The following is a 25,408-nucleotide window of genomic DNA, read 5'->3' on the forward strand; positions in this document are numbered from 1 at the left end:
GATTACAATCCTGCTATGGTACTTTTATCAATAGATATTCCCGGGCTCATGGTACTGGAGAGGGAAATGCTCCTGAAATAGGTTCCTTTTGCAGCAGAGGGCTTTAATTTCGCAATGGTTTGCAGCATCTCAGTGATATTCTCGCGGATTTTGTCTGAATCGAAAGATGCTTTTCCTATGCTTGCATGGATGATGCCGAATTTATCAACTTTGAAGTCGATTTTACCGGTTTTCACTTCCTGCACTGCTTTGCCTACTTCCATGGTTACCGTACCTGCTTTTGGGTTTGGCATTAAGCCACGCGGACCTAATACACGGCCCAGCTTACCTACTTTTGCCATTACGGTTGGCATGGTAATAATCACATCGATGTCCGTCCAACCACCTTCTATTTTAGAAATGTAGTCATCCAGTCCTACGTAATCTGCACCAGCATCTTTTGCTTCCTGCTCTTTGTCAGGCGTGCAAAGAACTAATACCTTTACATCTTTACCTGTACCATGTGGCAGTGCTACAACGCCTCTTACCATTTGGTCGGCTTTACGAGGATCTACGCCAAGCCTTATGTCAAGATCTACAGAAGCATCGAATTTAGTAAGAGATATTTCTTTTACCAGGGCTGCTGCTTCCTCAAGAGAATAGCTCTTGTTTGCATCAACCTTGCTTCTGGCCTCTTTTTGCTTTTTTGTTAACTTTGCCATTTTCCTTTAAACGTTTTGCCAAGGTGCATCACCTGTTACTTTAAGACCCATACTGCGGGCCGTTCCTGCCACCATTTTCATGGCTGACTCTACTTCAAAAGCATTGAGGTCAGGCATTTTTGTCTCAGCAATTTCTCTTACCTGGTCCCAGCTTACAGAACCTACTTTATTCCTGTTTGGCTCAGCAGAACCTTTTTTAGCTTTAGCAGCCTGTAGTAACAGAACCGGTGCCGGAGGCGTTTTCACAACAAATTCAAACGACTTGTCTGAATAGATTGTAATTAACACTGGCACCACCTGTCCAGCCTTATCCTGTGTTCTGGCATTAAACTGCTTACAGAACTCCATGATGTTTAGGCCTTTACTACCCAGAGCAGGACCTACAGGCGGAGAAGGGTTGGCTGCCCCACCTTTTATTTGCAATTTCAGATAACCAGTAACTTCTTTAGCCATTGTGCTATTCTTGTTTTTCTACTTGCATGTAATTCAATTCCACTGGAGTGTTCCGGCCGAATATTTTCACCGTTACATTGAGCTTTTTACGCTCCTCAAACACTTCTTCCACCACTCCGGTAAAGCCACTGAACGGGCCGTCCATTACCTTTACCGACTCTCCAACGATGTACGGTGTTTCTAACTTCTCGCCTGCATCCTCCACTTCATCAACCCTACCGAGTATCCTGTTTATTTCGGATTGTCTGAGCGGCACAGGGGTCTTTGCATTACCCTCGCCGGAACCTAGGAATCCAATAACGCCTGGTATACTATCAATTACATGGTAAGCTTCGCCATGGCTTAAGTCTGCCGAAACAATAACATAGCCCGGAAAAAAGTTGCGTTCCCGCACTCTCTTCTTACCATTTCTCATTTCATAGACTTTCTCTGAAGGGATCAGCACCTGTGGAATAAACTCTTCCAAACCCGCCCTGGCCACTTCCGTGTCCAGATAAGACTTGATCTTTTTTTCCTGGCCGCTCACAACCCTCAGTACATACCATTTTAATTCGCTCATCTGTAACTCTTCCTTAGGCGATATTTATTGGTTATAAAACCATTCCAGGGCATTCTCAAACATTATGTCGATAACGCCGATTACTAAAGCAAAGATCAGGGAAGCTACCAAAACAAGAACGGAACTATTCTGCAATTCTCCGTATTTTGGCCATGATACTTTGTGCTTCATCTCTTCGTAAGACTCACGCACAAATGATTTTAATTTTTCCATTGCTTTTAGTTTTGCACGGGCGGTAGGACTCGAACCTACAACCAATGGTTTTGGAGACCACTACTCTACCAATTGAGCTACGCCCGTTTGTGCTCTCCAAAAGAGAGCTGCAAAGATATGTAATTTTATAAGACAAACAAAAGCGTTCCTGAAATTTTCAGAAACGCTTTGCCTGCTATAAAATATTCTTATTCAACGATTTCAGTTACCTGACCGGAACCTACAGTTCTACCACCTTCACGAATCGCGAAGCGAAGACCTTTTTCCATTGCAATAGGAGCAATCAGTTCCACGTCGATAGATACGTTATCGCCTGGCATTACCATTTCCACACCTTCTGGAAGACGAATCTCACCAGTTACGTCTGTGGTACGGAAATAGAACTGAGGACGGTACTTTGAGAAGAATGGAGTGTGACGACCACCTTCTTCTTTTGAAAGTACGTAAATTTCAGCTTTGAATTTTTTGTGAGGCTTCACAGAACCTGGCTTACAGATAACCATACCACGCTTAATCTGCGTTTTATCGATACCACGAAGCAACAGACCTACGTTATCACCCGCTTCACCACGGTCAAGAATCTTACGGAACATCTCAACACCAGTAACTGTAGAAGTCATCTTGTCACCTAGACCCATGATCTCAACAGACTCACCAGAGTTTACGATACCACGCTCAATACGGCCTGTAGCTACTGTACCACGACCTGTAATAGAGAATACGTCCTCTACCGGCATCAGGAACGGAAGGTCAACCAAACGCTCTGGCTCAGGGATGTACTCATCCACTGTGTTCATCAGCTCTTCGATTTTCTCTACCCACTGTGCTTCGCCATTAAGGCCACCAAGTGCAGAACCTGCGATAATTGGAATATTATCACCGTCGAAGTCATACTCGCTCAACAGTTCGCGAACTTCCATCTCAACAAGCTCTAAAAGCTCTGCGTCATCAACAAGGTCAACCTTGTTAAGGAATACAACCAGGGCAGGAACACCTACCTGACGGGAAAGAAGGATGTGCTCACGTGTTTGTGGCATTGGACCGTCAGTTGCAGCCACTACCAGGATAGCGCCGTCCATCTGGGCAGCACCCGTAATCATGTTCTTTACGTAGTCAGCGTGACCAGGACAGTCAACGTGTGCATAGTGACGCTTCTCAGTCTGATATTCTACGTGAGAAGTGTTAATAGTAATACCACGTTCTTTCTCTTCAGGAGCGTTGTCGATTGAAGAGAAGTCTCTCATGTCTGCAAGACCTTTGTCTGCTAATACTTTTGAAATTGCAGCAGTGAGTGTAGTCTTGCCGTGGTCAACGTGACCAATAGTACCTATATTAAGGTGCGGTTTTGAACGGTCAAAATTTGCTTTAGCCATATTTGAAAATCCTCAGTTTAGTTTAATAACAGACTAAAAGTACGAAAAATTACAAACGAATTAAGAGCCAAGAATGGGAATTGAACCCATGACCTCGTCCTTACCAAGGACGCGCTCTACCCCTGAGCTATCTCGGCTTAAAGGCCCGGCTATTAACCGGGCCTGGAGCGGGAGACGAGGTTCGAACTCGCGACCTATAGCTTGGAAGGCTATCGCTCTACCAGCTGAGCTACTCCCGCTTGTAATATTTCTGCAAAAAAACTTACTTTTCTGAACTTATACAAATTTTAAGCCAGGTAAGTTTGCGTGGGGGGAGCAGGATTCGAACCTGCGAAGTCGTAAGACAACGGATTTACAGTCCGTCCCAGTTGGCCGCTTTGGTATCCCCCCAAAGCATTTGTTCTCCTAAACCACCTGCATTTTTGCCGATATGTTTGTTTAAGAGTGTGCAAAATTATACCCTTTTTTCTTTTATTCAAACTTTGTTTCAAAAAAAATGAAAAAAAGATAAAATCCATTCATTTACCTTTTTCTCGGGGCATGAAAGTTTTCTCCACTTTTACCACAAGTTCCTGCTGTTCAGCTAAATCAACACCTATGCTTTACCTGCAGCCTTTACTTTTGGTTAATTCATCAGGAAACGACTGTATGCTTCCTGAAGTCGCGGGTCCTCTTCTGCTGCCGCAATTTCTTTTAACCGCTCTACCATTCCCGGGAGGCGATCCATCAAAAGCGCCAATGCATTAAAGGCAGAATAGCGGATATAATAGACATCTCCATTTCTGGCATACTCCTCCAGTATGGATGCTCCCTGCTGCAGGTAAGGTTCCTCGAGCTGGCTTACATACTGTCCAAAGTAATTGAGGAAATAATACAGGTCACTTCCCTGCTTCTCCTCCAGTTTCTCGGTGAACCATTCATACTTTCCCTTTTTCTTATTGAGGATGTAAAAATCGGCCAGCGCCAAATGAATATCCGCATTTTTCATCTCCGCCAGAGACTCAAAGGCTTTCTCTTTGTCTGTGGCATCGGTTTGGCTGTAACCCTGAATGGCGGCGGCCATTACCGAATAAGACGGATCTTCAAGGCCCTTGCGGAACTGCTCTCTGTAAGCATTCGGGTTGAGCGTCGACAAAATGCTGAGCGCATCGGCTCTTACCAGTGATTTTTCATCTTCTGCCAGTTCTGCCACTTTCTGCTCTACCTCCTTTTTACCTTCTCCTTCATAACTATCGAAGGCCCCCAGTGCCAGGCGCCGGATATAGTAAGAAGAATCTTCCAGGGCAGCCAGGAATAATTCCCTGTTTTCAGGCTGCATCAAGCCGGCCTCGAGCAATGCCTCCAGCGCCTTATAGCGCGAAATATAATGGTCGGCATTCGTATACTGGAAACGGAGCTCTTCTTCTGTTTTCTCATGATTCAGCTCGGCCAGCAGCTGTTCTTCACCATCGAATATTACCAGCGCAGGCTCCTCCGCAACCTCCAGCTCAAACTCCTGGAAGGGCTCTGTTATCTCTACGGCAAAACGCACTTTCTCATCGCCGGTGTAGGCATCTACATAAAGCGGCAGTTTATAGAGCGGTGTCGTTTCCAGGTCCTGCTCCTGCCATACTTTTAATTTTAAAACACCTTCTTCATAGCTGTCTTCCACCCTCAATACCGGATGGCCGGAATCGAGGAACCACTGGTTAAAGAACCAGTTCAGGTCTTCGCCCGTAATTTCCTCAAAAGCCAGTCGCAGTTCATGCACTTCTACCGGCTCGAAATCATTAGATTTAAGGTAGTGCTGAAGAGAGGCAAAAAATGCTTCATCCCCTACATAGCTGCGCAGCATATGCAGTATCCGACCGCCTTTGGCATAAGAGTGGTTATCGAACATATCCTCCTTATCATCATAATAAAAGCGGATAAGATCGACCTGCTTGTTTTCTGCTTCCGCAAAATAGGAGGCGGCCTCTTCCATAAGGGTATGGGCGGCGGCCGCTTCACCGTATTTGTACTCGCTCCATAAATACTCGCTGTAGGTGGCAAAAGCTTCGTTCAGCGGAAGGTTACTCCACGATTCGGCGGTAACAAGGTCGCCGAACCAGTGGTGAAACAACTCATGGGCAATGATGTAGTCCCAGTTATCGTCCAGCAACTCCCGGTCATCGACCTGCAAAGCTTCCATAAAGGTGGAGGCGGTAGTATTTTCCATGGCACCCGACACGAAGTCGCGCACCACTACCTGCGAGTACTTGCTCCACGGGTAAGGATAGCCCAGCTTTTCGGAGAAGAAGGTGAGCATCTCGGGTGTATTGCCGAATATGGCCTTTGCATATTTTTCATAGGCCGGCTCCACATAATAATCAACTTCCATCCCATTCCACTCATCATCCACTACGGCAAAATCGCCAATGGCCATCATAAATAAATAAGGGGCATGGCTCTTTTCCATTCGCCAGTAATCGGTGCGGGTGCTGTCGTTCAGCAGGGTGGAGCTTACTAACTTCCCGTTCGAAAGGGTTTCAAACTGGTTATCGACTGTAATAAACATTTCCTGGGTTGTCCGCTGGTTAGGCGAATCGATGGTAGGGAACCAGGCAGAGCTGGCTTCGGTTTCCCCCTGCGTCCAAATCTGGCGGGGCTTCCCTTCTTCCCCTCCCAGGGGGTTGATAAAGTAAAGCCCTTTTGCATCGGTAATGGCTTCACTTCCTTTTGCCTCCAGCTCGTTTGGCTTGGCGGTATAATCAATTTCGACAAAATAATTTTCGCTCCGGTTATATTCCTTATCGAGGGCAATGGTTAAATATTCACCATCGTAGGTATAGTCAAGCGGCACCTTTCCTGTTCCTTTTAGCAATTGTACCTGGTGGATATCGAAACCTTTGGCATCGAGCACCAGCTGACTTTGCGGATAAAAGTACGGCTTCAGTTCGAGGGTGGCTTTTCCATGCAAATATTGTTTTTCCCAGTCGAAACGCACCGCCAGCCTGGTATGAACCAGGTCGTGCAGTAAGGTCTTGGCTTCACGGTAATCGGCATACGACACTACCTCTGGTTGCGCTAAAAGAGCCGTATCGGGCGGGGTAGCGGGTTGTACCACCACCCCTTTATCGGGTACTAAGGCAGGCTCTGTTGATTTACAGGCAAAAAGCAGGCACAAAAGCCCAAGAAAGGAAAAATTTAACAACTTCCTGTCAGTCATGATTCTTATTAAAATTTAATGGATTTCAGGTTTTGATTTTTTATCTTATTAAATTGTCAGCCCAAGTGGAAAATAAAAGAAATCTTTATGTATAAGGCATCTGTAAATAACGGCAATAATTACCAGATAAGCTATGCAGCCAACGAGATAAAGGTAAACGATACTCCCTTCGATTGGGATATCCGCCATATTTCCGGCGCTCACTATCACATTATCCGCAATGGCAAATCTTACCGTCTGGAGGTGGTAAGCGCCCTGCATGAAGAGAAAAAGTTTATCATCAAAATAAACGGACAGAAGCAGGAAGTATTGCTGAAAGATCGCTACGACCTTTTGCTCGAGAAACTGGGCATGTCCGACCTGGCTGCACAAAAGATTAATCAGGTAAAAGCGCCCATGCCTGGCTTAATACTGGACATCAAAGTGGAAGGAGGCAGCGAGGTGAAAAAAGGCGATACTATTATGATACTCGAAGCCATGAAGATGGAAAACATTCTTAAAAGCCCCGGCGATGGTATTGTGGAAGCCATTAAGGTAAAAAAGGGGATAGCGTTGAAAAGAACCAGCTCCTTATTCAATTTAAGTAAAATATTCATCCTTCCGGCAATGGAAGGATTTTTTTATATCCTCTTCTCAGCCAATGGACAAAACCGCTTTTTCTGATGTAGGAAAGCGGTTCCTTTATAGTATATTTGCAGCAACAACCTAAACCCCTCATGAAATATAAACGGATACTACTAAAATTAAGTGGAGAGTCTCTGATGGGCGACCAGCAATTTGGCATCGATGCGCAGCGGCTGGAGCAGTATGCACATGAAATAAAGAAGGTAAAAGACCTGGGAATTGAACTGGCCATTGTTATTGGCGGCGGCAATATTTACCGGGGCATACAGGCAGAGCGTACCGGTATTGACCGGGTACAGGGCGACTATATGGGTATGCTGGCGACCGTCATCAATGCCATGGCACTACAAAGTATCCTGGAGAAGCATGGAATGTATACCCGCCTGATGTCGGGATTTAAAATTGAACAGGTTTGCGAGCCTTTTATCCGCAGGAGAGCAGTTCGCCACCTCGAAAAAGGCCGCATCGTTATTTTTGGCGCCGGTATTGGCAACCCTTATTTTACTACCGACTCTACTGCCTCCCTCCGTGCTATTGAGGTAGAAGCCGATGTAGTGCTTAAAGGCACCCGCGTGGATGGTGTGTACTCTGCCGACCCGGAAAAAGACCCGGCAGCGGAACGCTACAGCAACATCTCCTTTCAGGAAGTATTCCAGAAGGGGTTGAACGTAATGGACATGACGGCCATTACCCTTTGCCAGGAAAACAACCTGCCGATTATTGTTTTTGATATGAATAAGCCTGGCAACCTCCACAATCTGGTAGTAGGCGAAGAAGTTGGCACCCTCATTACCAGCTAATCTCCTGCGTAACCAATACCGGCCTGTAACTATTAAGGCATTATTCAATTTATACTTCATAAGCCGCGGCAACAATACGGGCTTAATCTGATTTTTAAGTTACTTAATTTATTAACGATAATGGAAGAAGAAATACAATTGTACCTGGATGAAGCCAAAGAGCTAATGAAAAAGTCGGTCGACCACACCGCCCATGAGTTAAGCAAAATAAGGGCAGGAAAAGCCATGCCTAATATGCTTGATGGCATTATGGTTGAATACTATGGCTCCCCTACTCCCATTCAGCAGGTATCCAGCATTAACACGCCCGATGCCCGCAGCATTGTTATCAAACCTTTCGAGCGTAACCTGCTCAACGAAATTCAGCGCGCCATTACCAACAGCGACCTGGGGCTGGCCCCTCAAAACGATGGTGAGGTAATTCGCCTGAACATTCCGCCACTTACCGAAGAGCGCCGCCAGACGCTGGTAAAGCAGGTAAAGCAGGAAATTGAGCAGGGAAAAATAAGTGTCCGTAATATTCGTAAGGACACCAACAACTCTATCGGTAAATTAAAGAACGAAGGTATATCTGAAGACAGCATTAAGCGTGGCGAAGACAGGGTACAGGCCCTGACTGACCAGTATACAGAAGCACTGGATACTTTACTGGCCAAGAAGGAGAAAGAAATCCTTACTGTCTAAAATAATTTTCCTGTTATAAAAGAAAAGGGCGCTGTAGATATTCCACGCGCCCTTTTCTTTTGTTTAAGTATAAAATTTTCTGATGCTGATATGATCGGCCACTTTGTCGGGCACCAGGTACCGAATGCTTTTATACTCCAGTATTCTCCTCCGGATAAAAGTCGCTGATATATCGACCATGGGTGCCTCCACGAAGCGAACATTGGGGTGGTCATGTAAGTCTGAAGGTTTTGCATTAGGCCTAGGATATACGTACATGCCGTAATGCTCCAGAATAACCGAAGCATTTTTCCACTTCGGAAAGTGGAGGAGGTTATCCTCTCCAATAATCAGCTTAAAATCGTGCTGGGGATATTTATCAGACAGATAAGCCAGCGTATCGACGGTATAGCTTGGCCGTGGCATATGAAATTCCACATCAGTGGCTTCCATATGAAAGTTACCCTCAATGGCCATATTAACCATATCGATCCGGTCGAACTCGTGCAGGAGTGATTTACTGCTCTTAAAAGGATTCAGCGGAGAAACTACAAACCACACCCGTTCAATGTCTGTATCTTCGACCATTGTATTGGCGATGATTAAATGACCGACATGGATGGGGTTAAAGGAGCCAAAAAATAAACCTATCTTCAATCCGCTAAATAGTAATGGTACCGTGTTTAAGGAAATTCTCGAGCAGCTCCTGTGCTTTTCGCAAAGAGGTATCCAGGTCTTCGTTTATCAGCGTTACATCGAATTTATCTTCAAAGCTCATTTCAAACTTCGCTTTAAAGAGCCGCTGCGAAATGCTGGAGTCGCTTTCTGTTTGCCGGTCGTGGAGGCGCTGCTCCAGTACCTCCAGCGAAGGCACCTTTACAAAGACAGCGAGCGCCTTTTCCCGGAAGTAATCCTTCAGGTGCAGACCGCCTTTAACATCCACATCAAAAATAACATGTTTGCCCTGCGCCCATATGCGCTCGATCTCCGATTTTAGTGTTCCGTAAAAATTACCTGCGTAAACTTCTTCCCATTCAATAAACTCGTCTTTATCAATTTTTGCTTTAAACTCCTCCGGGCTCAGGAAATAATAATCCTTTCCGTTTTGCTCGTTTCTCCCCCTTTTATCGCGGGTGCAGGCCGAAATCGAAAACCCAAGATTAGGATTGGTGGCCAGCAGATGTTTTACTATGGTTGTTTTACCCGACCCTGATGGGGCCGAGAAGATGATTGCTTTTCCCTGATGCATGAAAAATTAGACAGTTTCCCGGATTTTAGACTTAATACAGTGAACAAGGTCTGCCGGCACCTCTTTTTTATCGACATTATTTCTGAGCACTGTCCGAATCGCTGACTCCAGGTTATGGGCGCGATAGCAGGGCATGCATTGTTCGATGTGCGCAAAATAATAATCCTTTTCGCCGTCCTTTGCTTCTCCATCCAGGATAAGCTCTAACAGCTCCATGCACTTTACGTGCTCATTACAAGGTGTTTTGTCGTTGTTTTCCATCATTTCATTGGTTTAGCCTCAAAAAATACGGTACAAATATTAGTTAGTTTAGTTTTTCATATTTAATAACCCATGGACTGTGCGTAAGACTTTAGCTTATCTTTCAGCAGGTTACGGGCCCGGTGTAAGCGGGAGCGAACCGTACCAATTGGAATGTCCAGTATCTTGGCCATTTCTTCATAGGTAAAGCCTTCCAGGTCGCAAAGGATAATAACGGTTCGGAAGTCGACTGCCAGGGAATTAAGCGCATTCGTTACTTCGTCTCCAATCATATCCTGCAGGGCTTCCACCCTTAAGTCGGGCGTAATCTCTGCATTAGCGTCTTCAGAGTTATAATATGTTTCTACCTCATTATAATCTACCTTATTGGGCTCTTTGCTCTTTTTTCGGTAGTCATTTATGAAGCTGTTTTTCAATATCCGGAACAGCCATGCTTTTGCGTTGGTTCCTTCTTCAAAGGAATTAATAAAGCGAAAGGCCTTGAGGTAGGTTTCCTGCACCAAATCTTTGGCATCATCTTCATCAAATGTAAGCCTGTACGCAAAATTGTACATGGCATCGATATGAGGTAAAAACTCCCCGTCAAAAATCTGTACTTTTTTCTGCTCCGAATACCGTTGTGGGTGATCGTTATCTGCCATAAAAATTAAAATTAAAAGACTAAAACTAACTAATTATACCGACTAATTAAAAATACTGTTAGGGAAGCTGATGACTTTCCTTAAATAGTAACATTAATTTAAGGATAAAGTTAGCCCTGTTTCTTTCTAACGCTCCTTCAGCCTATGCTTGTATTTTATTTATCCTTAAGTGGTCACTTCCGACTCAAATACAGCTCCCCGTGTAAAATAATATTTTTCAGTAAATTGCATTCCATTAGCATCTTATTGTTTCGTGCCCACAGGTGTACGATGAAAGCGTATTATGGAATCAGGATCGACAAACAGTAAAATTTTTGGTATAGGGCTTTCAAAAACCGGTACCACGAGCCTTGGAGCGGCACTGGAAATTTTAGGGTACAAAACAAAAGACTTTCCTTCTATTAAATATATCCCGCACTTCCTGCTCTATATTAAAGATAAGCACCTCCAGCATTACGATGCCTTTACGGATGTTCCGGTTATCCCTTTCTATAAAAAGTTAGACAAGAAGTTTCCCGGCTCCAAGTTTATATATACCTACCGCGAAAAGGAAGACTGGCTCAGGTCATGCGAATTGTACCCACGCTTTAACCTGCCCTTCCGGAAGCTTCCTTTAAAAATTATAAAACTTCGCACCCAGGTTTACGGCACCTACAAATTTGACAGGAATAAGTTTTCAGATGCTTACGATCGACATCATGCCGATGTAATGAGCTATTTTAAGGAAAAGCCGGAGCAGCTACTTTGTATGAATATTATTAAAGGAGAAGAGTGGGAGCCTCTTTGCAACTTTCTGAACCACCCTGTACCAGCAGTTCCGTTCCCTTCCAGGAATACAAGAAAAAATAATTACGACGGCCACCTGCTGAAGTACCAGAGAGACCTGTAAAACATCTGGCCTGCATCTACAGCCTGTAACATAGTTTTAGCACTCAGGTAGTTTAAAATAAATTTACCCGGAGGTAACATTTTCTTTTTATAATGATGAATCTGCTCTTTCTTACCTACCAGGGCGATATGGCCGGCTCGACCAATTCCATTGCCTACCTCACCCAAGGACTCGCTGAAAGAGGCCACCAGGTATATATAGGATGCAGAAAGGAAAGCCTGCTCTACGGTATGCTGGAGAATAGCAGGGTTCACCTTATCCCGATGGAGTTTAAAGGTAAACTCGACAGACAAAACATGCGGCAAATCCGCGATGCTGTCCGCCGGTATAACATACAGATCATTAATGCACAAAGCAGTAAAGATCGGTACACCAGCATTTTTGCCCGCTGGCTTTACCGGCTTCCGGTTAAAATTGTGCATACCCGACGCCAAAATCCGGAAAGTATAGGAGGATGGCTGCAGAACACTTTTTATGTAAAGGGCACTGATAAAATAGTCGTAATCAGTGATGGCCTCAAAAATACTTTTATAAAAAAAGGTATCCCCGCCGAACACCTGGAGGTGCTGTACAATGGTATGCACCCGATGCGCTTTAAGCTTCACCAGCCGGAGCGAACAGAATTGCTCAGAAAAAATTTTAAACTTGCTCCCTCCAGCCAGGTGATTGGCTTTGTGGGCAGAAAAAAGAACCAGGAACAGTTACTTGAAGCGCTTGCTTATTTGCCGGAAGAGGTAATAGTGCTATTCGTGGGTATTGAGGAGAAAGACCTGCTGCCTTACCTGCAAAAGATTACCCCCCGCCAGCGGATCATCTTTGCAGGACAAGTACCACCGGATGATGTCATTAACTTTTACCCGCTCTTTAATGTAAATGTTCTGGCTTCTACCATGGATGGGTTCGGCCTGGTGCTACTGGAGGCCATGGGCATGGGCGTACCTGTAATTGGAACAGATTTCCCTGGCATTAATGATGTAATACAGGACGGGCAAAGCGGCCTCCTTTTTGAGGATGGCAATGCCAGAGATTTAGCCGAAAAGATAAATCGTGTACTGAACGATGAAGCTCTAATGATAAAGCTGATTACCAATGGAAAAGAACGGGCACTAAAAACTTTTTCGATAGAAAACACTATTCAGGCCTATGAGCAATTCTTTTCCCGCCTGATACAGCAGGGGGTTTAAGAATACCAGCTCCAGTAACAGTGGCTGCCAGAGCGAAACATCCTATTGCTCCGGGTTTTTCTTTTTTATCAGCTCTTTCTAATTTAGAGCCATCCATCTACCTTTGTAAGAGAACCACTTAGCATTACTATTCTGTTTGAAGCCTTCTATCACAGCAGTCCTTCCATCCCTGCAACATCAGAAAACACCTAAAGCCCTTGCGGGTTTAGCTGCTGCCATCAATTTCCTTCTTCCTGCTCAAGCTTTTGGCAGGGCTTATGGCCCCATGGGTATTGATTTCACCAGCTACCTTTTATCGAGAGAGACCTTACTCCCAGGAGCGAAGCCTTACCAGAGGGAAACGGTTTTTCCCTTTATTTATCCCGTATTCTCTGGTACTGCCCTGATGTTCAGCCAGGCCTATTCATCCACTCCTGTAATCAGTCAGCCATGATAAAACTTTCTGCGGTCATCATTACTTTAAATGAAGAGCGGAATATCGCCAGGTGCCTTAGCTCTCTGCAGGGAGTGGCCGATGAAATTATTGTGCTGGATTCCTTTTCTACAGATAAAACGGAAGCGATTTGTCGGGAGTATGGGGTAAAATTCCTGGCCCACCCCTTCGAGGGGCACATTCAGCAAAAAAATATGGTTGCTGACATGGCCAGCCACCCTTATGTACTGGCTCTCGATGCGGACGAGGCGCTTTCCGAAGAATTACGCGCCTCGATTCTGGCCGTAAAGGAAAATCCTGAATACGATGCTTATCAATTTAACCGCCTCACGAACTATTGCGGCCACTGGGTTACCTATGCCGGCTGGTACCCCGATGTAAAGCTTCGTCTGTGGAAGAAAAACAAAGGTCACTGGGGCGGTTCCAATCCGCACGACAAGATAATAATAGAAAAGGGAAGCTCAGTTGGATCCCTCAGGGGAGACCTGCTGCATTATTCTTACTACACCATTTCGCAGCACATTAAGCAAACCAACTCTTTTTCGGATATCGCCGCAAAGGAAGCTTTCCGGAAAGGAGAAAAAGCTTCCTTTCTGAAAATTGTCCTGAATCCGCTCTTTACCTTTATTAAAAAATACTTCTTTCAGCGGGGTTTTACCGGCGGCTGGTATGGATTCATTATTTGCATTAACTCCGCTTTCGGAAAATTTCTGAAGTATGTGAAGCTAATGGAACTCCACCAGAGCGCTAAGGCTTCTTAGCCACCGCTTTTACAATCATGGTCTCACCGAAAAGGAGGGGCTTTGAGAAGGATTTTTGCAGAATGTCTTTGTTTTTTTCCTTCTGTTCAGCCGCTTTTTCTTCCTTACCATATACAAAGCGCGTAAAGAGGTAAGACACAGGTGCAAAGGGTGCATAGACATAACTAATCCCTTTTACCCGGTTGGTCTCCACCCTGGTAATCTCAAACCGGTTGGTATGCAGCAGGTATCTTACCTCCGGGTAAGAGATCATGTTAATGTGGTGCAGGGGCGTTGGATTCAGCTCATTCAGGGGGCTTTTGGCTTTGTTATGATGGCCTGTCCAGAACCACCGCCAGCGTGAGCGGATGGAAGAAATGTTTGGCGTGGAGATAATCAGGTGCCCGCCCGGCCTTAACACCCTATGGCACTCGCGCACAAAATCGAAGGGGCGCTCAATGTGTTCAATCCCGTCGATACATACCACGGCGCAAAAGGTGTTGTCGTCGTAAGGCAGTCGCTTATTCATATCGGCCTGTCGGAAATTCCTGTTCTCCACCATCATAATGTTTTCAATATCGGCAGAGTGTACTTCTATATTCTGCTGCAGCAGGCGGTTGGTAAAAGCCCCCGCTCCACTGGGGATGTCCAGCACCTTTTTGCAGTCTTTATCTTCCAGTAGCAGCCTGGCTACTACATTATGCGTGTTTTTAGAAGTGTTTTCAGGAATTTGCTTTTGCATAGCGCTCAACTAAGAATATGGCCGCAAAAATACTAATAATTATTTTCTCCACAGGATTTTACCTAATTTTAGCCCTCCTGATTGGCGTACTAAACTGATAAAATTTGAAAGTCTTACACCTTAGCTCTGAAAGCAGCTGGCGCGGCGGTGAGCAGCAAATTGCTTACCTCATAGAAGAACTGACTAAGGCAGGTGTTCAGAATATTGTTGCCTGTCGCAAACATTCGGCCTTTGAAAGCTACTGTCAGAAGAAGGAAATTCCACACATCAGCCTCAACTTCACCAGCTCTCTTAATATCGCTACTGCCCTTCGTATAAAGCGCTACTGCCAGGAGCAGCAGCCCGATCTGATGCACCTGCACAGTTCCAAGAGCCATAGCCTGGCAGTTCTTTCCGGCTGGCTCGGAAATTCTACCCCCATGATCCTCAGCCGGAGAGTCGACTTCCACCTCAAAACCAACTGGCTTTCGCAAAAGAAATACAACTACCCGGGCATTCGCCGCATCATTTGTGTTTCCGATGCCATCAAGGAAATTGTACAGAGTGATATTAAGCAGCCGGAAAAGGCGGTTACCGTGCATAGTGGTATCGATTTAAAAAAGTTCTCTGCCAAAGCTTCAGAAGGCCAGCTTCGAAAGCAATATAATATTCCGGCCAATTACTGGCTGGTAGGGAATACTGCTGCCATTGCCCCACATAAAGATTACTTTACTTTTGTGGATACCGTCGCCCTACTGGAGCAACAGAACTTCCCTGCCTACTATTTTATTATCGGTACCGGACCAATGGAGCAGGAGATTAAAAATTATGTAGCTACCAAGGGCCTGGAAAAGAAAATTATTTTTACCGGCTTTCTCCATAATATCCCCTCTATTCTGCCTGAGCTGGACCTCTTCCTGATGACCTCCAAAACGGAAGGTTTAGGCACCAGCCTGCTCGATGCTTTTGCCAGCGGGGTAGCAGTGGTGGCTACCGCTGCGGGAGGAGTACCCGAAATTGTACTGCATGAGCAAACCGGATTACTGGCCCCTGTTGGGAAGCCAAAAGAAATAGCCTATGAAGTACAGCGGCTGTATAAAGATGTTAAGCTGCAGGAACAGCTAAAAAAAGGAGCCTATGAGCTGGTTCAACAATTCTCAAAAGAGGAAACGGCCCGGAAAACGCTGGACATTTACCGGGAGGTATTAAGCGAGTAGTAAGCCGCTTCCTTATCTTTCAGGAGCCAGAACTCCCTCAACTCAGTAACCATATTTTTCTTTCCACAGTGCCTGCAGGCGTTTCCGCATTTCATTTTCGCGTGCATTGTGGCCGGGGTCGTATAGCTTTGTATTGGCTACCCCATCGGGCAAAAACTCCTGCTTTACAAAATTCTGGTCATAATCGTGGGCATATTTATATCCTGCCCCATACCCCTGGTCCTTCATCAGGCGGGTAGGCGCATTGCGCAGGTGCATAGGAACAGGTAAATCGCCGGTTTCTTTTACCAGGCGGCGCGCATCCTTAATGGCCATATAACTGGCATTGCTTTTGGGCGAACAGGCAAGATAAGTAGCGCACTGGCTGAGAATGATCTCCGCCTCCGGATAGCCGATTACCGCCACCGCCTGGAAGCAGTTGGTAGCAATAACGAGCGCCGTGGGATTGGCGTTACCTATATCTTCGGAAGCCGCAATTAATAAGCGCCTTGCAATAAATTTCACATCTTCACCGCCCTCCAGCATACGGGCCAGGTAGTAAACGGCCGCATTAGGGTCGCTGCCCCTGATAGATTTGATAAAGGCTGAAATAATATCGTAATGCTGCTCCCCGCTTTTATCATAAACCGCTACCTTTTGCTGGGCAATCAGGGTAACAGCTGCATCGGTAATGACTGCGGGATCCTTTAAGCTATCGGCCACCAGCTCCAGCAGGTTCAGCAGCTTACGGGCATCCCCGCCGCTGATCTTAAACAGCGCTCCATACTCCTCTACCTCGATTGCCCGCTCCCGCAGGCGAACATCTTCTTTCAGCACTTTCCGAACCAGCCTTTTAAGGTCCTCCTCCTGCAGTCCTTTTAAGGTATAAACCTGGCAGCGCGACAGAAGAGCCGCATTTACTTCGAAGCTGGGATTTTCGGTAGTGGCGCCAATAAGGGTAATGGTTCCTTTTTCCACTGCCGCCAGTAAAGCATCCTGCTGCGATTTACTGAAGCGATGGATCTCATCAATAAACAGAATGGTGCGGCTCAGGCCTTTGGCACGGCTAATCACCTCCCGCACTTCCTTTACACCGCTGCTAATGGCGCTGAGGGTAAAAAAGGTAGCCTTTACCTGGTGGGCAATAATGTTAGCCAGGGTGGTTTTACCCACTCCCGGAGGTCCCCACAGGATCATGCTCGGAACGGCCCCGGCTCTAATCATGCTCCGCAAAATTCCCTGCTCCCCCACCAGGTGCTCCTGACCAATAAGGTCGTCGAGGCTTTGCGGGCGCATCCGCTCGGCCAGTGGCTGTATTTTTTGATCTGCAAAAAGGTCCATAACCAAAAATAAGAAGATCCCGCCACACTTTAATCCCTGCAGGTAAAGCTTTTTAATGTTCAGCCATTAAGATTACGGCAGATGCTCTACCTTTGCCGCATGAATAAATGGAAAATCCATGGAGCTCTTGCTGCCGCCAACCTTATATATGGTGCCAATTACTCCATTGCCAAAGCCGTAATGCCGGAGTATATCCGGCCCTTCGGCTTTATCTTTGCCCGGGTGGTATTTGGCACTATGCTGTTCTGGCTGTTTAATGTACTTATCCGGAATGGCGAAAAGGTTGAGCGGAAGGACCTTCCCCTCCTGGCCCTGTGCGGACTTTTAGGGGTAGCTGCCAACCAGCTCCTGTTTTTCTCGGGACTTAACCTTACCAGCCCTATTAATGCCTCGCTTATTACCACCATTATGCCGCTTATTTTACTCCCTATTGCTGCTGTACAGCTTAAGGAAAGAATTACAGCCCGCAAGGTAACAGGGGTTATTTTAGGTTTGAGTGGTGCTGCCCTGCTCATTTCGAATAAAAACACCATTTCCCTGCAAAACAGCCAGCTAGCCGGCGACCTCATGATTTTTCTGAATGCCACTGCCTTTTCTTTTTACCTGGTGCTGGTAAAACCGCTCATGCAGAAGTACAAAGCCCAAACAGTGATAAAATGGGTATTCTTCTTTGGGATGATTGTAGTGGTGCCTTTTGGCTGGGAAGATTTTATGGCAGTAAGCTGGGGGCAGTTGCCTGCCAATGCATGGATGGCTATTCTGTATGTGGTACTCTTCACCACTTTTTTTGCCTACCTGCTCAATACATGGGCATTAAAATACATGAGCTCATCGGTTGTGGCCATTTACGCCTATATGCAGCCTGTTTTTGCAACCATGATAGCCGTCTGGATTGGTCAGGACTCTTTCACCCTGGAAAAAAGCATGTACAGCCTTTTAATTTTTGCAGGCGTATACCTGGTTACCCGGCCGGCAGGAGCACAAAAAATAGCGCTACGTAAAAATGATGTTTAAACTATGCAAAAACTTACTTTCAACCAATCCGCTATTTAATCTTTAAAAAGGATAATTAATAAAAATATTTTTACATTAAACGCTATGATTTTTCATTTTTAACTGTATCTTTGAAATAGATTCTGGCAGTAAAAGATATTTTTTAAACTGAACATTACATTATTTTTTAATATTTCTTGGCTATTTGCGGGTTGTAGACTTTTTGCCAGCATTCAATAGTAGGTTGGGTATTTTTTCGAATAACAAACTTTTTACCCTCACTTGACCTACTATTTTTATTTTTTCAGGCTCATCCAATTTCTTTTAGCCTTTTCAGATTCCTTTTTTCCCGCGCCCTTTCATCTCATTTGAACAGTTCAGACTCTGACTATATCTCTCAACCTGCTTTTCAGTCAGGGCCAGTTCACATTATATTTCAGCACCTACCATAAAATGTTTAAGCTCCTGCAAAAAAGCCCCCACTGTTGATACAGCAAGGGCTTTCAATAATTAAATAGCAGAATTCTTTAGGCAAAGGATATTTCATTCAGCACCTTTAGTAAGCGCTGCAGCATCTCCTCTGAAAAGTCAAGATGTGTCACCATACGGATACTGTCTGGCCCGAATGCAATGGCTTTAATTTGTTCGGCCGCCAGACGTTCCAGAAATTCCTTCGTGGAAACTCCTTTGAGGGAAAAGAGTACAATGTTTGTATCTACCGGCTCTACCGCAGCTACATAGGGCAACTGCTGCAAAACTTCACCTATTTTACGGGCACGGGCATTGTCTTCCTTTAGTCGTTCTACATGATGCTCCAGTGCATACACGCCTGCCGCGGCCAGATAACCAGCCTGTCGCATGCCGCCCCCCAACACCTTGCGGATTCTCCTTCCTTTCTTTATATGCTCCTTACTGCCCAGCAGCACAGAACCTACAGGAATGCCTAATCCTTTACTAAGGCAAATAGAAATAGTATCGAAATAACGACCGTACTCCCTGCTGTCCTCTCCTGTCTCCACCAGTGCATTAAACACCCTGGCTCCATCGAGGTGAAGGGGCAGCTGATGCTGGCGGCATACCTGGCTGATGGCCTCAATCTGGGCAAGGGTATAATAGCTCCCGCCCCCTTTATTTACCGTATTTTCAAGCGCTACCAGGGCCGTTGTGGGAAAGTGAATATCGTCCGGGTTGTTGATATTCTGTTCCACCATTTCCGGAGTAATAATTCCTCTCGGGCCCTGCAGAAGGCGTACCGAGGCTCCTGAGTTAAAAGCAATGCCGCCTCCTTCATAATTATAAATATGAGCTTTCTGGTCGCAGATTACCTCCGTACCCGGCTGTGTATGAATTTTAATGGCAATCTGGTTAGTCATGGTACCGGAAGGGCAGAACAGGCCTGCCTCCATCCCAAAGAGCTCGGCAGTTTTCTGTTCCAGTGCCTGCACAGTAGGGTCTTCCCCCAGTACGTCATCCCCTACCTCGGCGCCCGTCATGGCCTGTAACATGCCGAAGCCTGGCTTGGTTACGGTATCGCTTCGCAGGTCAATTATCTTTTCATTCTTCATATTCTTGCGCGTAATTATTCGACAATAAAATATTTTTCGAGCCTTTCCGGGATGGTTACCATCGGCTCAAGGGCTTCGGCCGCCTCTATGGGGCGATCCGTTGCCAGAATATCCGCCCCGGCTCCTATAAAGTTACGATACAGGTGATCTCCCCTGGCTTCGGCTTTTTTATCGAGGTTGCCAAGGGTACCCAGTATGGTGTAAATGCCCTGCTCATGCAGGTACTGATAGAGCGAAGGATCGGACAGAGAGGTACCTGTAAAGGCAATAATATTTTCGGCTGGCAAACCCGCTGCCACCGCTCGCTCGAGGTCGGCAGGCTGTTGAATGGAGAGGCTAATCAGCAGATCGGGGTTGAGCTCGTGTATTTTAAGGGCATCGCGAAGGCTATAGGCGATAATAACCGAATAGGCTTCGGCATTGGCCTCCTCCACCGCATCGACTACCATTTCGAAGGGGACAGATTTTTTGACATCCAAAGTATATACCACTTTGCCCCTGCCCCACTCCAACACCTCCTGCAGGCTGGGTGCCCGATAAGGGGTAATGTTCCCTTCCTGGTCCAGCAGCTTTAAGTGCTGTATTTCGGCTAAGGTATAGTCAATGACAGGTCCCTTTCCCGTTGTTGTTCTGTCGAGGGTATTATCGTGCATCATCACGAGCAGACTGTCTTTTGTAAGGGAAATATCTGTTTCGATAATGGCATAGGTATGATGAAGTACGCGGGCAAAGGTTTCTATTGCATTCTCCGGAAAAGCAGGTGCAGGTCCCCCTCTGTGGGCGCTCACCAGCGGCACATGGGCTGGATGCCAGCTGAAAAATTCTTTTAGGTCCTCCGCATCTTCCAACACGATACGGTGCAGGGGTACAGGCGCTTCCTCTCGCTGCGATTGCTGGGTGCAGGCAGAAAACAGGCACAGCAGGAGAACAGCAAGATAATGGCGATACTTCATGTGTTTTTTCACAAATGTACATGAGCCTGCGCAAAAAAAGAAACCCGCATTTAAGCGGGTTTCTGAGATTCTGAAGCTAATCAGTTTAAAACGAACACAGGAAGATGGTTTTATTCGCTGCAGTACTGCTCCTGGTAAAAGCCTGCTTTGCTGTCGCCCATTTCTTTCGCCTTCTGCCAGTCGGCACAGGCCGCTTCCAAATCATTCAACTCAAACTGCACATAGCCCCTGTTACGGAAGAATTCTGCATTCGATTCATCCATTCGAATAGCCCTGTTAAAGTCATTCATGGCCGCTTCCCAAGCTTCCTGCCCCATTTGCGCATTACCACGGCGGTAATAGGCAATGGCATCGTTAGGGTTGAGTTCAATTACTTTGCTATAGTCGGCTATGGCCCCTCCAAAATCTTTCGACAGGTCGCGAATGGTGGCGCGATTGTAATAGGCATTGGTATCGGAGGGGCTCAGCGTGATAAGACGATCCAAATCGGCCAGGGCGAGGCGCTGCTGGTTTACCGACAGGTATATCTGCGAACGCTTGCGGAATACCTCCGGCTGTTTATCGTCGACCAGGAGGGACTGCTCAAAGCTCCGCACCGCATCTTTCAGTTCATCGAGCTCCATATAAGCGTGCCCCAGCCGATAGAGGTTATTTGCCGTACGCCCTCCTTTACTAATGGCCTGCTGGTAATAATTAACTGCTTTTGTCCAGTCTTCGAGCATATACACCGCATCTGCCATCAGGCCAAGCGTTGCCACGTCGGCGCCGCCCGCATTTTCTATTTGTTCCAAATCGGCCAGCGCCTGTTCATAGGCCCCCATGGCATAATAAGCCAAGCCGCGGTTGGAGCGGGCCTGGTGGTATGCTTTGTCCATTTCAAGGGCTTTGGTATAATCTGCTATGGCCTCTTCGTACCTTTTAAGGTTATACAGCGCCTTTCCCCTGTTATTGAAAATCAGCTTATCCGTCTCACCCAAATCTATCGCGCTGGTGTAGTCCTGTATGGCTTTTTCGTATTGCTCCAGGCGGAACTGCGTATTTCCCCGGAGAGAATAGGCCGCAATATAATTCTGGTCCAGCTTCAGAGATTCAGTTAAATCGGCCAGCGCTTCCTGTAAAGCACCGGCTTCGTATAAGGCATGGCCCCGGTGGTGATAAGCCTCTGCACTCTTCGCTCCTTTGGCTATGGCCTTATCTAAGTCTTCTTTCGCTCCCTTCAAATCATTTAGGGAATAGCGGGCATTGCCACGGCTGAGATATACCTGCTGGTCGTCAAAGCCAGCCTCGATTGCTTTATTCAAATCGGGCAACGCCTCGCTGTACTGCTGCAGGAAGAAGCGTGCATTTCCCCGCCCCCACCAGGCCTGCTTATCAGTAACTCCACTATTGATGGCCTTATCGAGCTGGGCCACTGCTTCCTGATAATTAGCGGAGAAATAATGCGAAAGCCCGAGGTACAGGAACAGATTGCCCTCTGTTTCGCCTAATGAGGCTGCTTTCTCCAAATCAGTTTTGGCTTGCTCATATTCTTTAGCAGCAAAATATAGGCCTCCCCTGTTAAGATATGCCTTTGCAAAGGCAGCATCTTTCTGAATGGCCAGCCCGTAATCCTGTATGGCTGCCGCTGCCTGCCCCGATTGTGCTTTGGCCTTACCGCGATTATTATACAGCGCAGCTTCCTGCACGCCAGCGCCTTCTGCCTCGTTGTAAGCAGTAACAGCTTCGGCGAATTTCTCGAGCCGGAACAGGGCATTTCCCCTCTTATAACGCATGTCAGGGGTTGGATTGAGGGCTATTTTAAGGTCTGCTGCCGCTTTTCCCCATTCCTTTAGCTCATATAAAGCTAATCCGCGCAAACCGGCAAGTTCATTCCCGAGCTGGTTTGCATCTTCGACTACGCCTTTAAAGTTGCCTGTCTCAAAGCGGGCTTTTGCTCTTCCGCTGTATAAATCATTACTTTTCTCACCGAGGCTAAGTGCTTTCGTGAAGTTACTTTCAGCTGCTGCAAAGTTTTTCTCCGCTAAGTAAAGATGGCCACGTAATGCAAAGGCTCTTCCTTCCTGGATACCCCCTTCAATAGCCTTGTTCAGATTTTGCAGCGCTTCGGCAGGTTTATTTGTTTCGTAATAATCATAGCCCAGCATTTTATAGAGTTCAGGATTTTTATAGCCAGCCTGTGCTGCTTTTTCCATATCGGCGATAGCGGCCGTATAGTTTTGCGCGCCATAGTAAGCCTGCCCCCGGTACAGATAAGCCTCAGATAGCTGGCTGTTCTGCTGTATGGCACTGCTAAAATCAGCAATAGCCTGTGCCCCCTGGTTTTGTGCCAGGTACGCCTGCCCGCGCATCAGGTACAGGCCTGTTTCTGTGGAGCCTGCCACTTCTGCAGCATTAAAATCGCTGATGGCTTTGGCATAGGCTTTTGCCTGAAAATTTAAATGGCCACGGCTGTAAAAAGCCTTTGCCAATTTTTCTCCGCCTGCAATGCCGATGTCCAAATCTGAGAGGGCGGCCTGTGCATTTTTAAGAGTATAATAAGAAAGTCCTCGGTAAAGGTGCAGTTTCGGCTCTTTAGCACCTGCTTCAAGGGCAAAGGTGAGTACCTCTGCCGTTTCTTTTGCATTCCCGCTATGGAATAGCGCAGTACCCAGAGCGGAATACAACTCCACTCCTTTTTGGCCTTTGCTCCGCGCTGCCTGCAGGTCGCGCACTGTCTCCTGCCATTTTTCCTGCTGATAAAAAGCCAGACCGCGTTTCATTATTACCTCCGGTATATTTTCTCCGGCACTGATGGCTTTATCGAATTCGGCTGTTGCTTTACTCCACTGCTGGCTGTTATAAGCGGCGAGGGCAGTACGAAGGTATACTTCCTTAGTCCGTTCCCCCAGCTTCTGCGCCTGTTCAAGGTCTGCAAGTACTTTGGCCCAGGCACCTCCTTTTTCATTAGCTTCCGCCCTGTGGAGATATACTTGTTTTAGTCCGGCGTCCATCGCAATGGCTTTGGAATAATCTTCTATGGCCGCCAAAGCGTTGCCTGTCATGTAGCTCGCCCGGCCTCTGTTTGAATACAACTCCTTATCCTCCAAGCCTGCGGCGGCGGCTTTATCGTAAGCAGACTTAGCCTCTGCATACTGCTCCTGTTTGAAATAAGCATGGCCTAACAGCAATGCAGCTCTGCCGCTTTCCGGTGCACCTGCTTTTACTTTACTTAAATCTGCAATGGCTTCGGCCAGGCGCTTAGTTTCGTAAGCAGCCAGACCGCGGAAAAAGTACAATCCCTGGTATTGCTCATTTTCCGGAGCTTTCTTTAAGTCCTCATAAGCCTCGGCCCATTTAGCTGTCTGGGCATACAGGAGCCCACGACCCGCATATGCTTCTGCAAAATCCTTCCGGAGAGTAATGGCCTGGCCGTATGCCTGAATAGCTTCAGGGAACTGCCGGTTCTGCACATAGGCCTGACCTAACCAGTAATGCAGGGAGGCTTCATTGAAGGAAAGTAAAGTTTTTTTGAGTGAAGAGATGGCCTCCGGCCAGTTCTGCTTTTGCAGCGCCACGATACTTTTTACATAATGTGGCTCATAAGCGGCCCCTTTAATCCAGCTTTTAAATGATTTACCTTCCGCAGGCATATTGCCTAAATGAGCGACCGGTACAATCAGCCCATGCTGTTCCAGCGGGAGGTACACTCCCTGTAGGTTGGACTTACTATCCAGCACAGGCGCACCGGCAGCAGCAGCTCCGGGGCCTGCAGCTAATAATATTTCTCCATATCCCAGGAGGTCTCCTTTTTCCTGCAACGCAAGCGGCTGCAGCTCGTACTGCTGAGCTGCTTTAGCCTGCAGAAGAGAGAAGGCTGCCCCTTTTGCAATAGCGCCAGCTGCAAGTTTATAGGGGGAAAAGGAAGTTGTAAGGTTATTATCAATGGAAAACCGGAACAAACCTGTCTTTGGGTCAGCCGCTTCTACCATTATAATCTGGTGAAGCGTACTGTCTTTACTGATAAGACGAGCAGTTTCAGCTCCTTTTACTATACTCAGGTGGGCTACTCCCCGCCCCTGGGCATCGATAAAAAACCCGCTCCCCTGCCTGAGCACATTTCCCTCTTTATCGAGGGCCTGCAGCAGAAAAGTGCCGCTTTCCACAATATTTTGGGCTTTAACTTGGATACCGGGTGCTACGAAGCAAAAGAGGAACAGCAGGAATAAAGGCCTGTAATATGCTTGCATGGCTATTGGTTGTGTTTTCATCAGATTATTCAGGAAAGAAAATACAAATTATGGGCAATGCATCAGATAACAAAAAAAGGCCTGAGGTATTTGAAGCCTTTTTCATTCCGGACCTTACACAGGTTATGATTCGTTGTCTGCGTTACCATTTAGGCTTTTGAGGAGGGCTCTTCACAGAAAAGGTTAAAGCCAGGCAAATGTATTCCTGAGGAGGGGAATTCAGGCTCAGTTTAGCCGATCATGAAAATAATGAAGAGAATAAAATATACCAGTCCAACTAAAGTAGAGGGTTTTACCCGCTGTAATACATGTCTCATTTAACAAAAAAGTTAGGTTAACAATAGGCTCTGCGGCGAGCTGCTATCAAAAAATCTTTATTTATTTAACGGCCTTTTTCTACTGAAGGTTGCTGGCAAAAGTGAAGGGGCATAAAAAAAGCCTGG

The 25,408-nt window shown here is 46.5% G+C and carries 24 protein-coding genes and 4 tRNA genes; 9 read left to right on the forward strand and 19 right to left on the reverse strand.

The window, feature by feature from the left end; genetic code table 11:
* Positions 1-2: 2 nt before the first annotated feature.
* From rplA to F752_RS0114050, 10 genes are all read right to left on the reverse strand, one after another.
* Positions 3-701 carry a 50S ribosomal protein L1 gene (rplA, locus tag F752_RS0114005; protein ID WP_017732376.1) on the reverse strand — a complete coding sequence of 233 codons (699 nt, stop codon included), beginning with the start codon at positions 699-701 and terminating at the stop codon, positions 3-5.
* Positions 702-707: 6 nt separating this feature from the next.
* The gene (gene rplK, locus F752_RS0114010; protein ID WP_017732377.1) at positions 708-1,154 is read right to left on the reverse strand and encodes a 50S ribosomal protein L11; all 447 of its coding nucleotides are present in this window, start codon (positions 1,152-1,154) and stop codon (positions 708-710) included.
* A gap of 4 nt (positions 1,155-1,158) precedes the next feature.
* Positions 1,159-1,713 (reverse strand): transcription termination/antitermination protein NusG, encoded by a 555-nt coding sequence (nusG, locus tag F752_RS0114015; protein WP_017732378.1) that lies wholly within the window; start codon positions 1,711-1,713, stop codon positions 1,159-1,161.
* A 24-nt stretch (positions 1,714-1,737) separates the two neighbouring features.
* Positions 1,738-1,926, reverse strand: coding sequence for a preprotein translocase subunit SecE (secE, locus tag F752_RS0114020; protein WP_017732379.1), 189 nt, complete (start codon positions 1,924-1,926; stop codon positions 1,738-1,740).
* Positions 1,927-1,940: 14 nt separating this feature from the next.
* Positions 1,941-2,013, reverse strand: a tRNA-Trp gene (locus tag F752_RS0114025).
* Positions 2,014-2,114: 101 nt separating this feature from the next.
* The gene (gene tuf, locus F752_RS0114030; protein ID WP_017732380.1) at positions 2,115-3,299 is read right to left on the reverse strand and encodes an elongation factor Tu; all 1,185 of its coding nucleotides are present in this window, start codon (positions 3,297-3,299) and stop codon (positions 2,115-2,117) included.
* A 65-nt stretch (positions 3,300-3,364) separates the two neighbouring features.
* Positions 3,365-3,436, reverse strand: a tRNA-Thr gene (locus F752_RS0114035).
* A 26-nt stretch (positions 3,437-3,462) separates the two neighbouring features.
* Positions 3,463-3,538, reverse strand: a tRNA-Gly gene (locus tag F752_RS0114040).
* A 68-nt stretch (positions 3,539-3,606) separates the two neighbouring features.
* Positions 3,607-3,689, reverse strand: a tRNA-Tyr gene (locus F752_RS0114045).
* Between the two features lie 235 nt (positions 3,690-3,924).
* Positions 3,925-6,486: a M1 family metallopeptidase gene (locus F752_RS0114050; RefSeq protein WP_017732381.1), complete on the reverse strand. Its 2,562-nt coding sequence runs from the start codon at positions 6,484-6,486 to the stop codon at positions 3,925-3,927.
* An 87-nt stretch (positions 6,487-6,573) separates the two neighbouring features.
* Here F752_RS0114050 and F752_RS24215 point away from each other — a divergent pair, with 87 nt between their 5' ends.
* From F752_RS24215 to frr, 3 genes are all read left to right on the forward strand, one after another.
* Positions 6,574-7,149, forward strand: coding sequence for a biotin/lipoyl-containing protein (locus F752_RS24215; RefSeq protein WP_316928885.1), 576 nt, complete (start codon positions 6,574-6,576; stop codon positions 7,147-7,149).
* A 53-nt stretch (positions 7,150-7,202) separates the two neighbouring features.
* Positions 7,203-7,910, forward strand: coding sequence for a UMP kinase (pyrH, locus tag F752_RS0114060; protein WP_026135748.1), 708 nt, complete (start codon positions 7,203-7,205; stop codon positions 7,908-7,910).
* A 120-nt stretch (positions 7,911-8,030) separates the two neighbouring features.
* Entirely contained in the window at positions 8,031-8,594 is a 564-nt protein-coding gene (gene frr, locus F752_RS0114065; protein WP_017732383.1) for a ribosome recycling factor, read from the forward strand.
* A 63-nt stretch (positions 8,595-8,657) separates the two neighbouring features.
* On the opposite strand, the gene nadD is transcribed toward frr, so the two are convergent.
* The 4 genes from nadD to F752_RS0114085 are packed head-to-tail and all read right to left on the reverse strand — an operon-like array spanning position 8,658 to position 10,724.
* Positions 8,658-9,230: a nicotinate (nicotinamide) nucleotide adenylyltransferase gene (nadD, locus tag F752_RS24220; protein WP_017732384.1), complete on the reverse strand. Its 573-nt coding sequence runs from the start codon at positions 9,228-9,230 to the stop codon at positions 8,658-8,660.
* Positions 9,231-9,234: 4 nt separating this feature from the next.
* Positions 9,235-9,822, reverse strand: a complete 588-nt coding sequence (gene gmk / locus F752_RS0114075) for a guanylate kinase (protein WP_017732385.1) — start codon at positions 9,820-9,822, stop codon at positions 9,235-9,237.
* 6 nt (positions 9,823-9,828) lie between these two features.
* The gene (locus tag F752_RS0114080) at positions 9,829-10,086 is read right to left on the reverse strand and encodes an anti-sigma factor (RefSeq protein ID WP_236614012.1); all 258 of its coding nucleotides are present in this window, start codon (positions 10,084-10,086) and stop codon (positions 9,829-9,831) included.
* Positions 10,087-10,145: 59 nt separating this feature from the next.
* On the reverse strand, positions 10,146-10,724 hold the full coding sequence (locus F752_RS0114085) for a sigma-70 family RNA polymerase sigma factor (protein WP_017732387.1): 579 nt from the start codon (positions 10,722-10,724) through the stop codon (positions 10,146-10,148).
* 283 nt (positions 10,725-11,007) lie between these two features.
* On the opposite strand from F752_RS0114085, the gene F752_RS24225 reads away from it, so the two are divergent.
* From F752_RS24225 to F752_RS0114105, 4 genes are all read left to right on the forward strand, one after another.
* Complete coding sequence (locus F752_RS24225) at positions 11,008-11,613, forward strand: sulfotransferase family protein (protein WP_017732388.1); 606 nt, start codon at positions 11,008-11,010, stop codon at positions 11,611-11,613.
* Between the two features lie 92 nt (positions 11,614-11,705).
* On the forward strand, positions 11,706-12,797 hold the full coding sequence (locus F752_RS0114095; RefSeq protein WP_017732389.1) for a glycosyltransferase family 4 protein: 1,092 nt from the start codon (positions 11,706-11,708) through the stop codon (positions 12,795-12,797).
* 136 nt (positions 12,798-12,933) lie between these two features.
* Entirely contained in the window at positions 12,934-13,230 is a 297-nt protein-coding gene (locus F752_RS26265; RefSeq protein ID WP_017732390.1) for a hypothetical protein, read from the forward strand.
* Entirely contained in the window at positions 13,227-13,991 is a 765-nt protein-coding gene (locus F752_RS0114105; RefSeq protein WP_017732391.1) for a glycosyltransferase family 2 protein, read from the forward strand. The genes F752_RS26265 and F752_RS0114105 overlap by 4 nt, the downstream gene beginning before the upstream one ends.
* Here the strand turns inward: F752_RS0114105 and F752_RS0114110 are convergent.
* Complete coding sequence (locus tag F752_RS0114110) at positions 13,978-14,712, reverse strand: class I SAM-dependent methyltransferase (protein ID WP_017732392.1); 735 nt, start codon at positions 14,710-14,712, stop codon at positions 13,978-13,980. The genes F752_RS0114105 and F752_RS0114110 overlap by 14 nt on opposite strands.
* A 104-nt stretch (positions 14,713-14,816) precedes the next feature.
* Between F752_RS0114110 and F752_RS0114115 the strand changes: the two genes are divergently transcribed.
* Complete coding sequence (locus tag F752_RS0114115) at positions 14,817-15,908, forward strand: glycosyltransferase family 4 protein (RefSeq protein ID WP_017732393.1); 1,092 nt, start codon at positions 14,817-14,819, stop codon at positions 15,906-15,908.
* A gap of 42 nt (positions 15,909-15,950) precedes the next feature.
* On the opposite strand, the gene F752_RS0114120 is transcribed toward F752_RS0114115, so the two are convergent.
* Positions 15,951-17,228 carry a replication-associated recombination protein A gene (locus tag F752_RS0114120; RefSeq protein ID WP_017732394.1) on the reverse strand — a complete coding sequence of 426 codons (1,278 nt, stop codon included), beginning with the start codon at positions 17,226-17,228 and terminating at the stop codon, positions 15,951-15,953.
* Between the two features lie 99 nt (positions 17,229-17,327).
* On the opposite strand from F752_RS0114120, the gene F752_RS0114125 reads away from it, so the two are divergent.
* Entirely contained in the window at positions 17,328-18,242 is a 915-nt protein-coding gene (locus F752_RS0114125) for a DMT family transporter (RefSeq protein ID WP_040664656.1), read from the forward strand.
* Positions 18,243-18,748: 506 nt separating this feature from the next.
* Here F752_RS0114125 and F752_RS0114130 read toward each other — a convergent pair.
* From F752_RS0114130 to F752_RS0114140, 3 genes are all read right to left on the reverse strand, one after another.
* On the reverse strand, positions 18,749-19,786 hold the full coding sequence (locus tag F752_RS0114130) for a threonine aldolase family protein (RefSeq protein ID WP_017732396.1): 1,038 nt from the start codon (positions 19,784-19,786) through the stop codon (positions 18,749-18,751).
* A 14-nt stretch (positions 19,787-19,800) separates the two neighbouring features.
* Complete coding sequence (locus F752_RS0114135; RefSeq protein WP_017732397.1) at positions 19,801-20,739, reverse strand: glycerophosphodiester phosphodiesterase family protein; 939 nt, start codon at positions 20,737-20,739, stop codon at positions 19,801-19,803.
* Positions 20,740-20,849: 110 nt separating this feature from the next.
* Entirely contained in the window at positions 20,850-24,965 is a 4,116-nt protein-coding gene (locus tag F752_RS0114140; RefSeq protein WP_017732398.1) for a tetratricopeptide repeat protein, read from the reverse strand.
* Between the last annotated feature and the right edge of the window lie 443 nt (positions 24,966-25,408).

It is taken from the genome of Nafulsella turpanensis ZLM-10, from assembly GCF_000346615.1.
Taxonomy (GTDB): domain Bacteria; phylum Bacteroidota; class Bacteroidia; order Cytophagales; family Cyclobacteriaceae; genus Nafulsella; species Nafulsella turpanensis.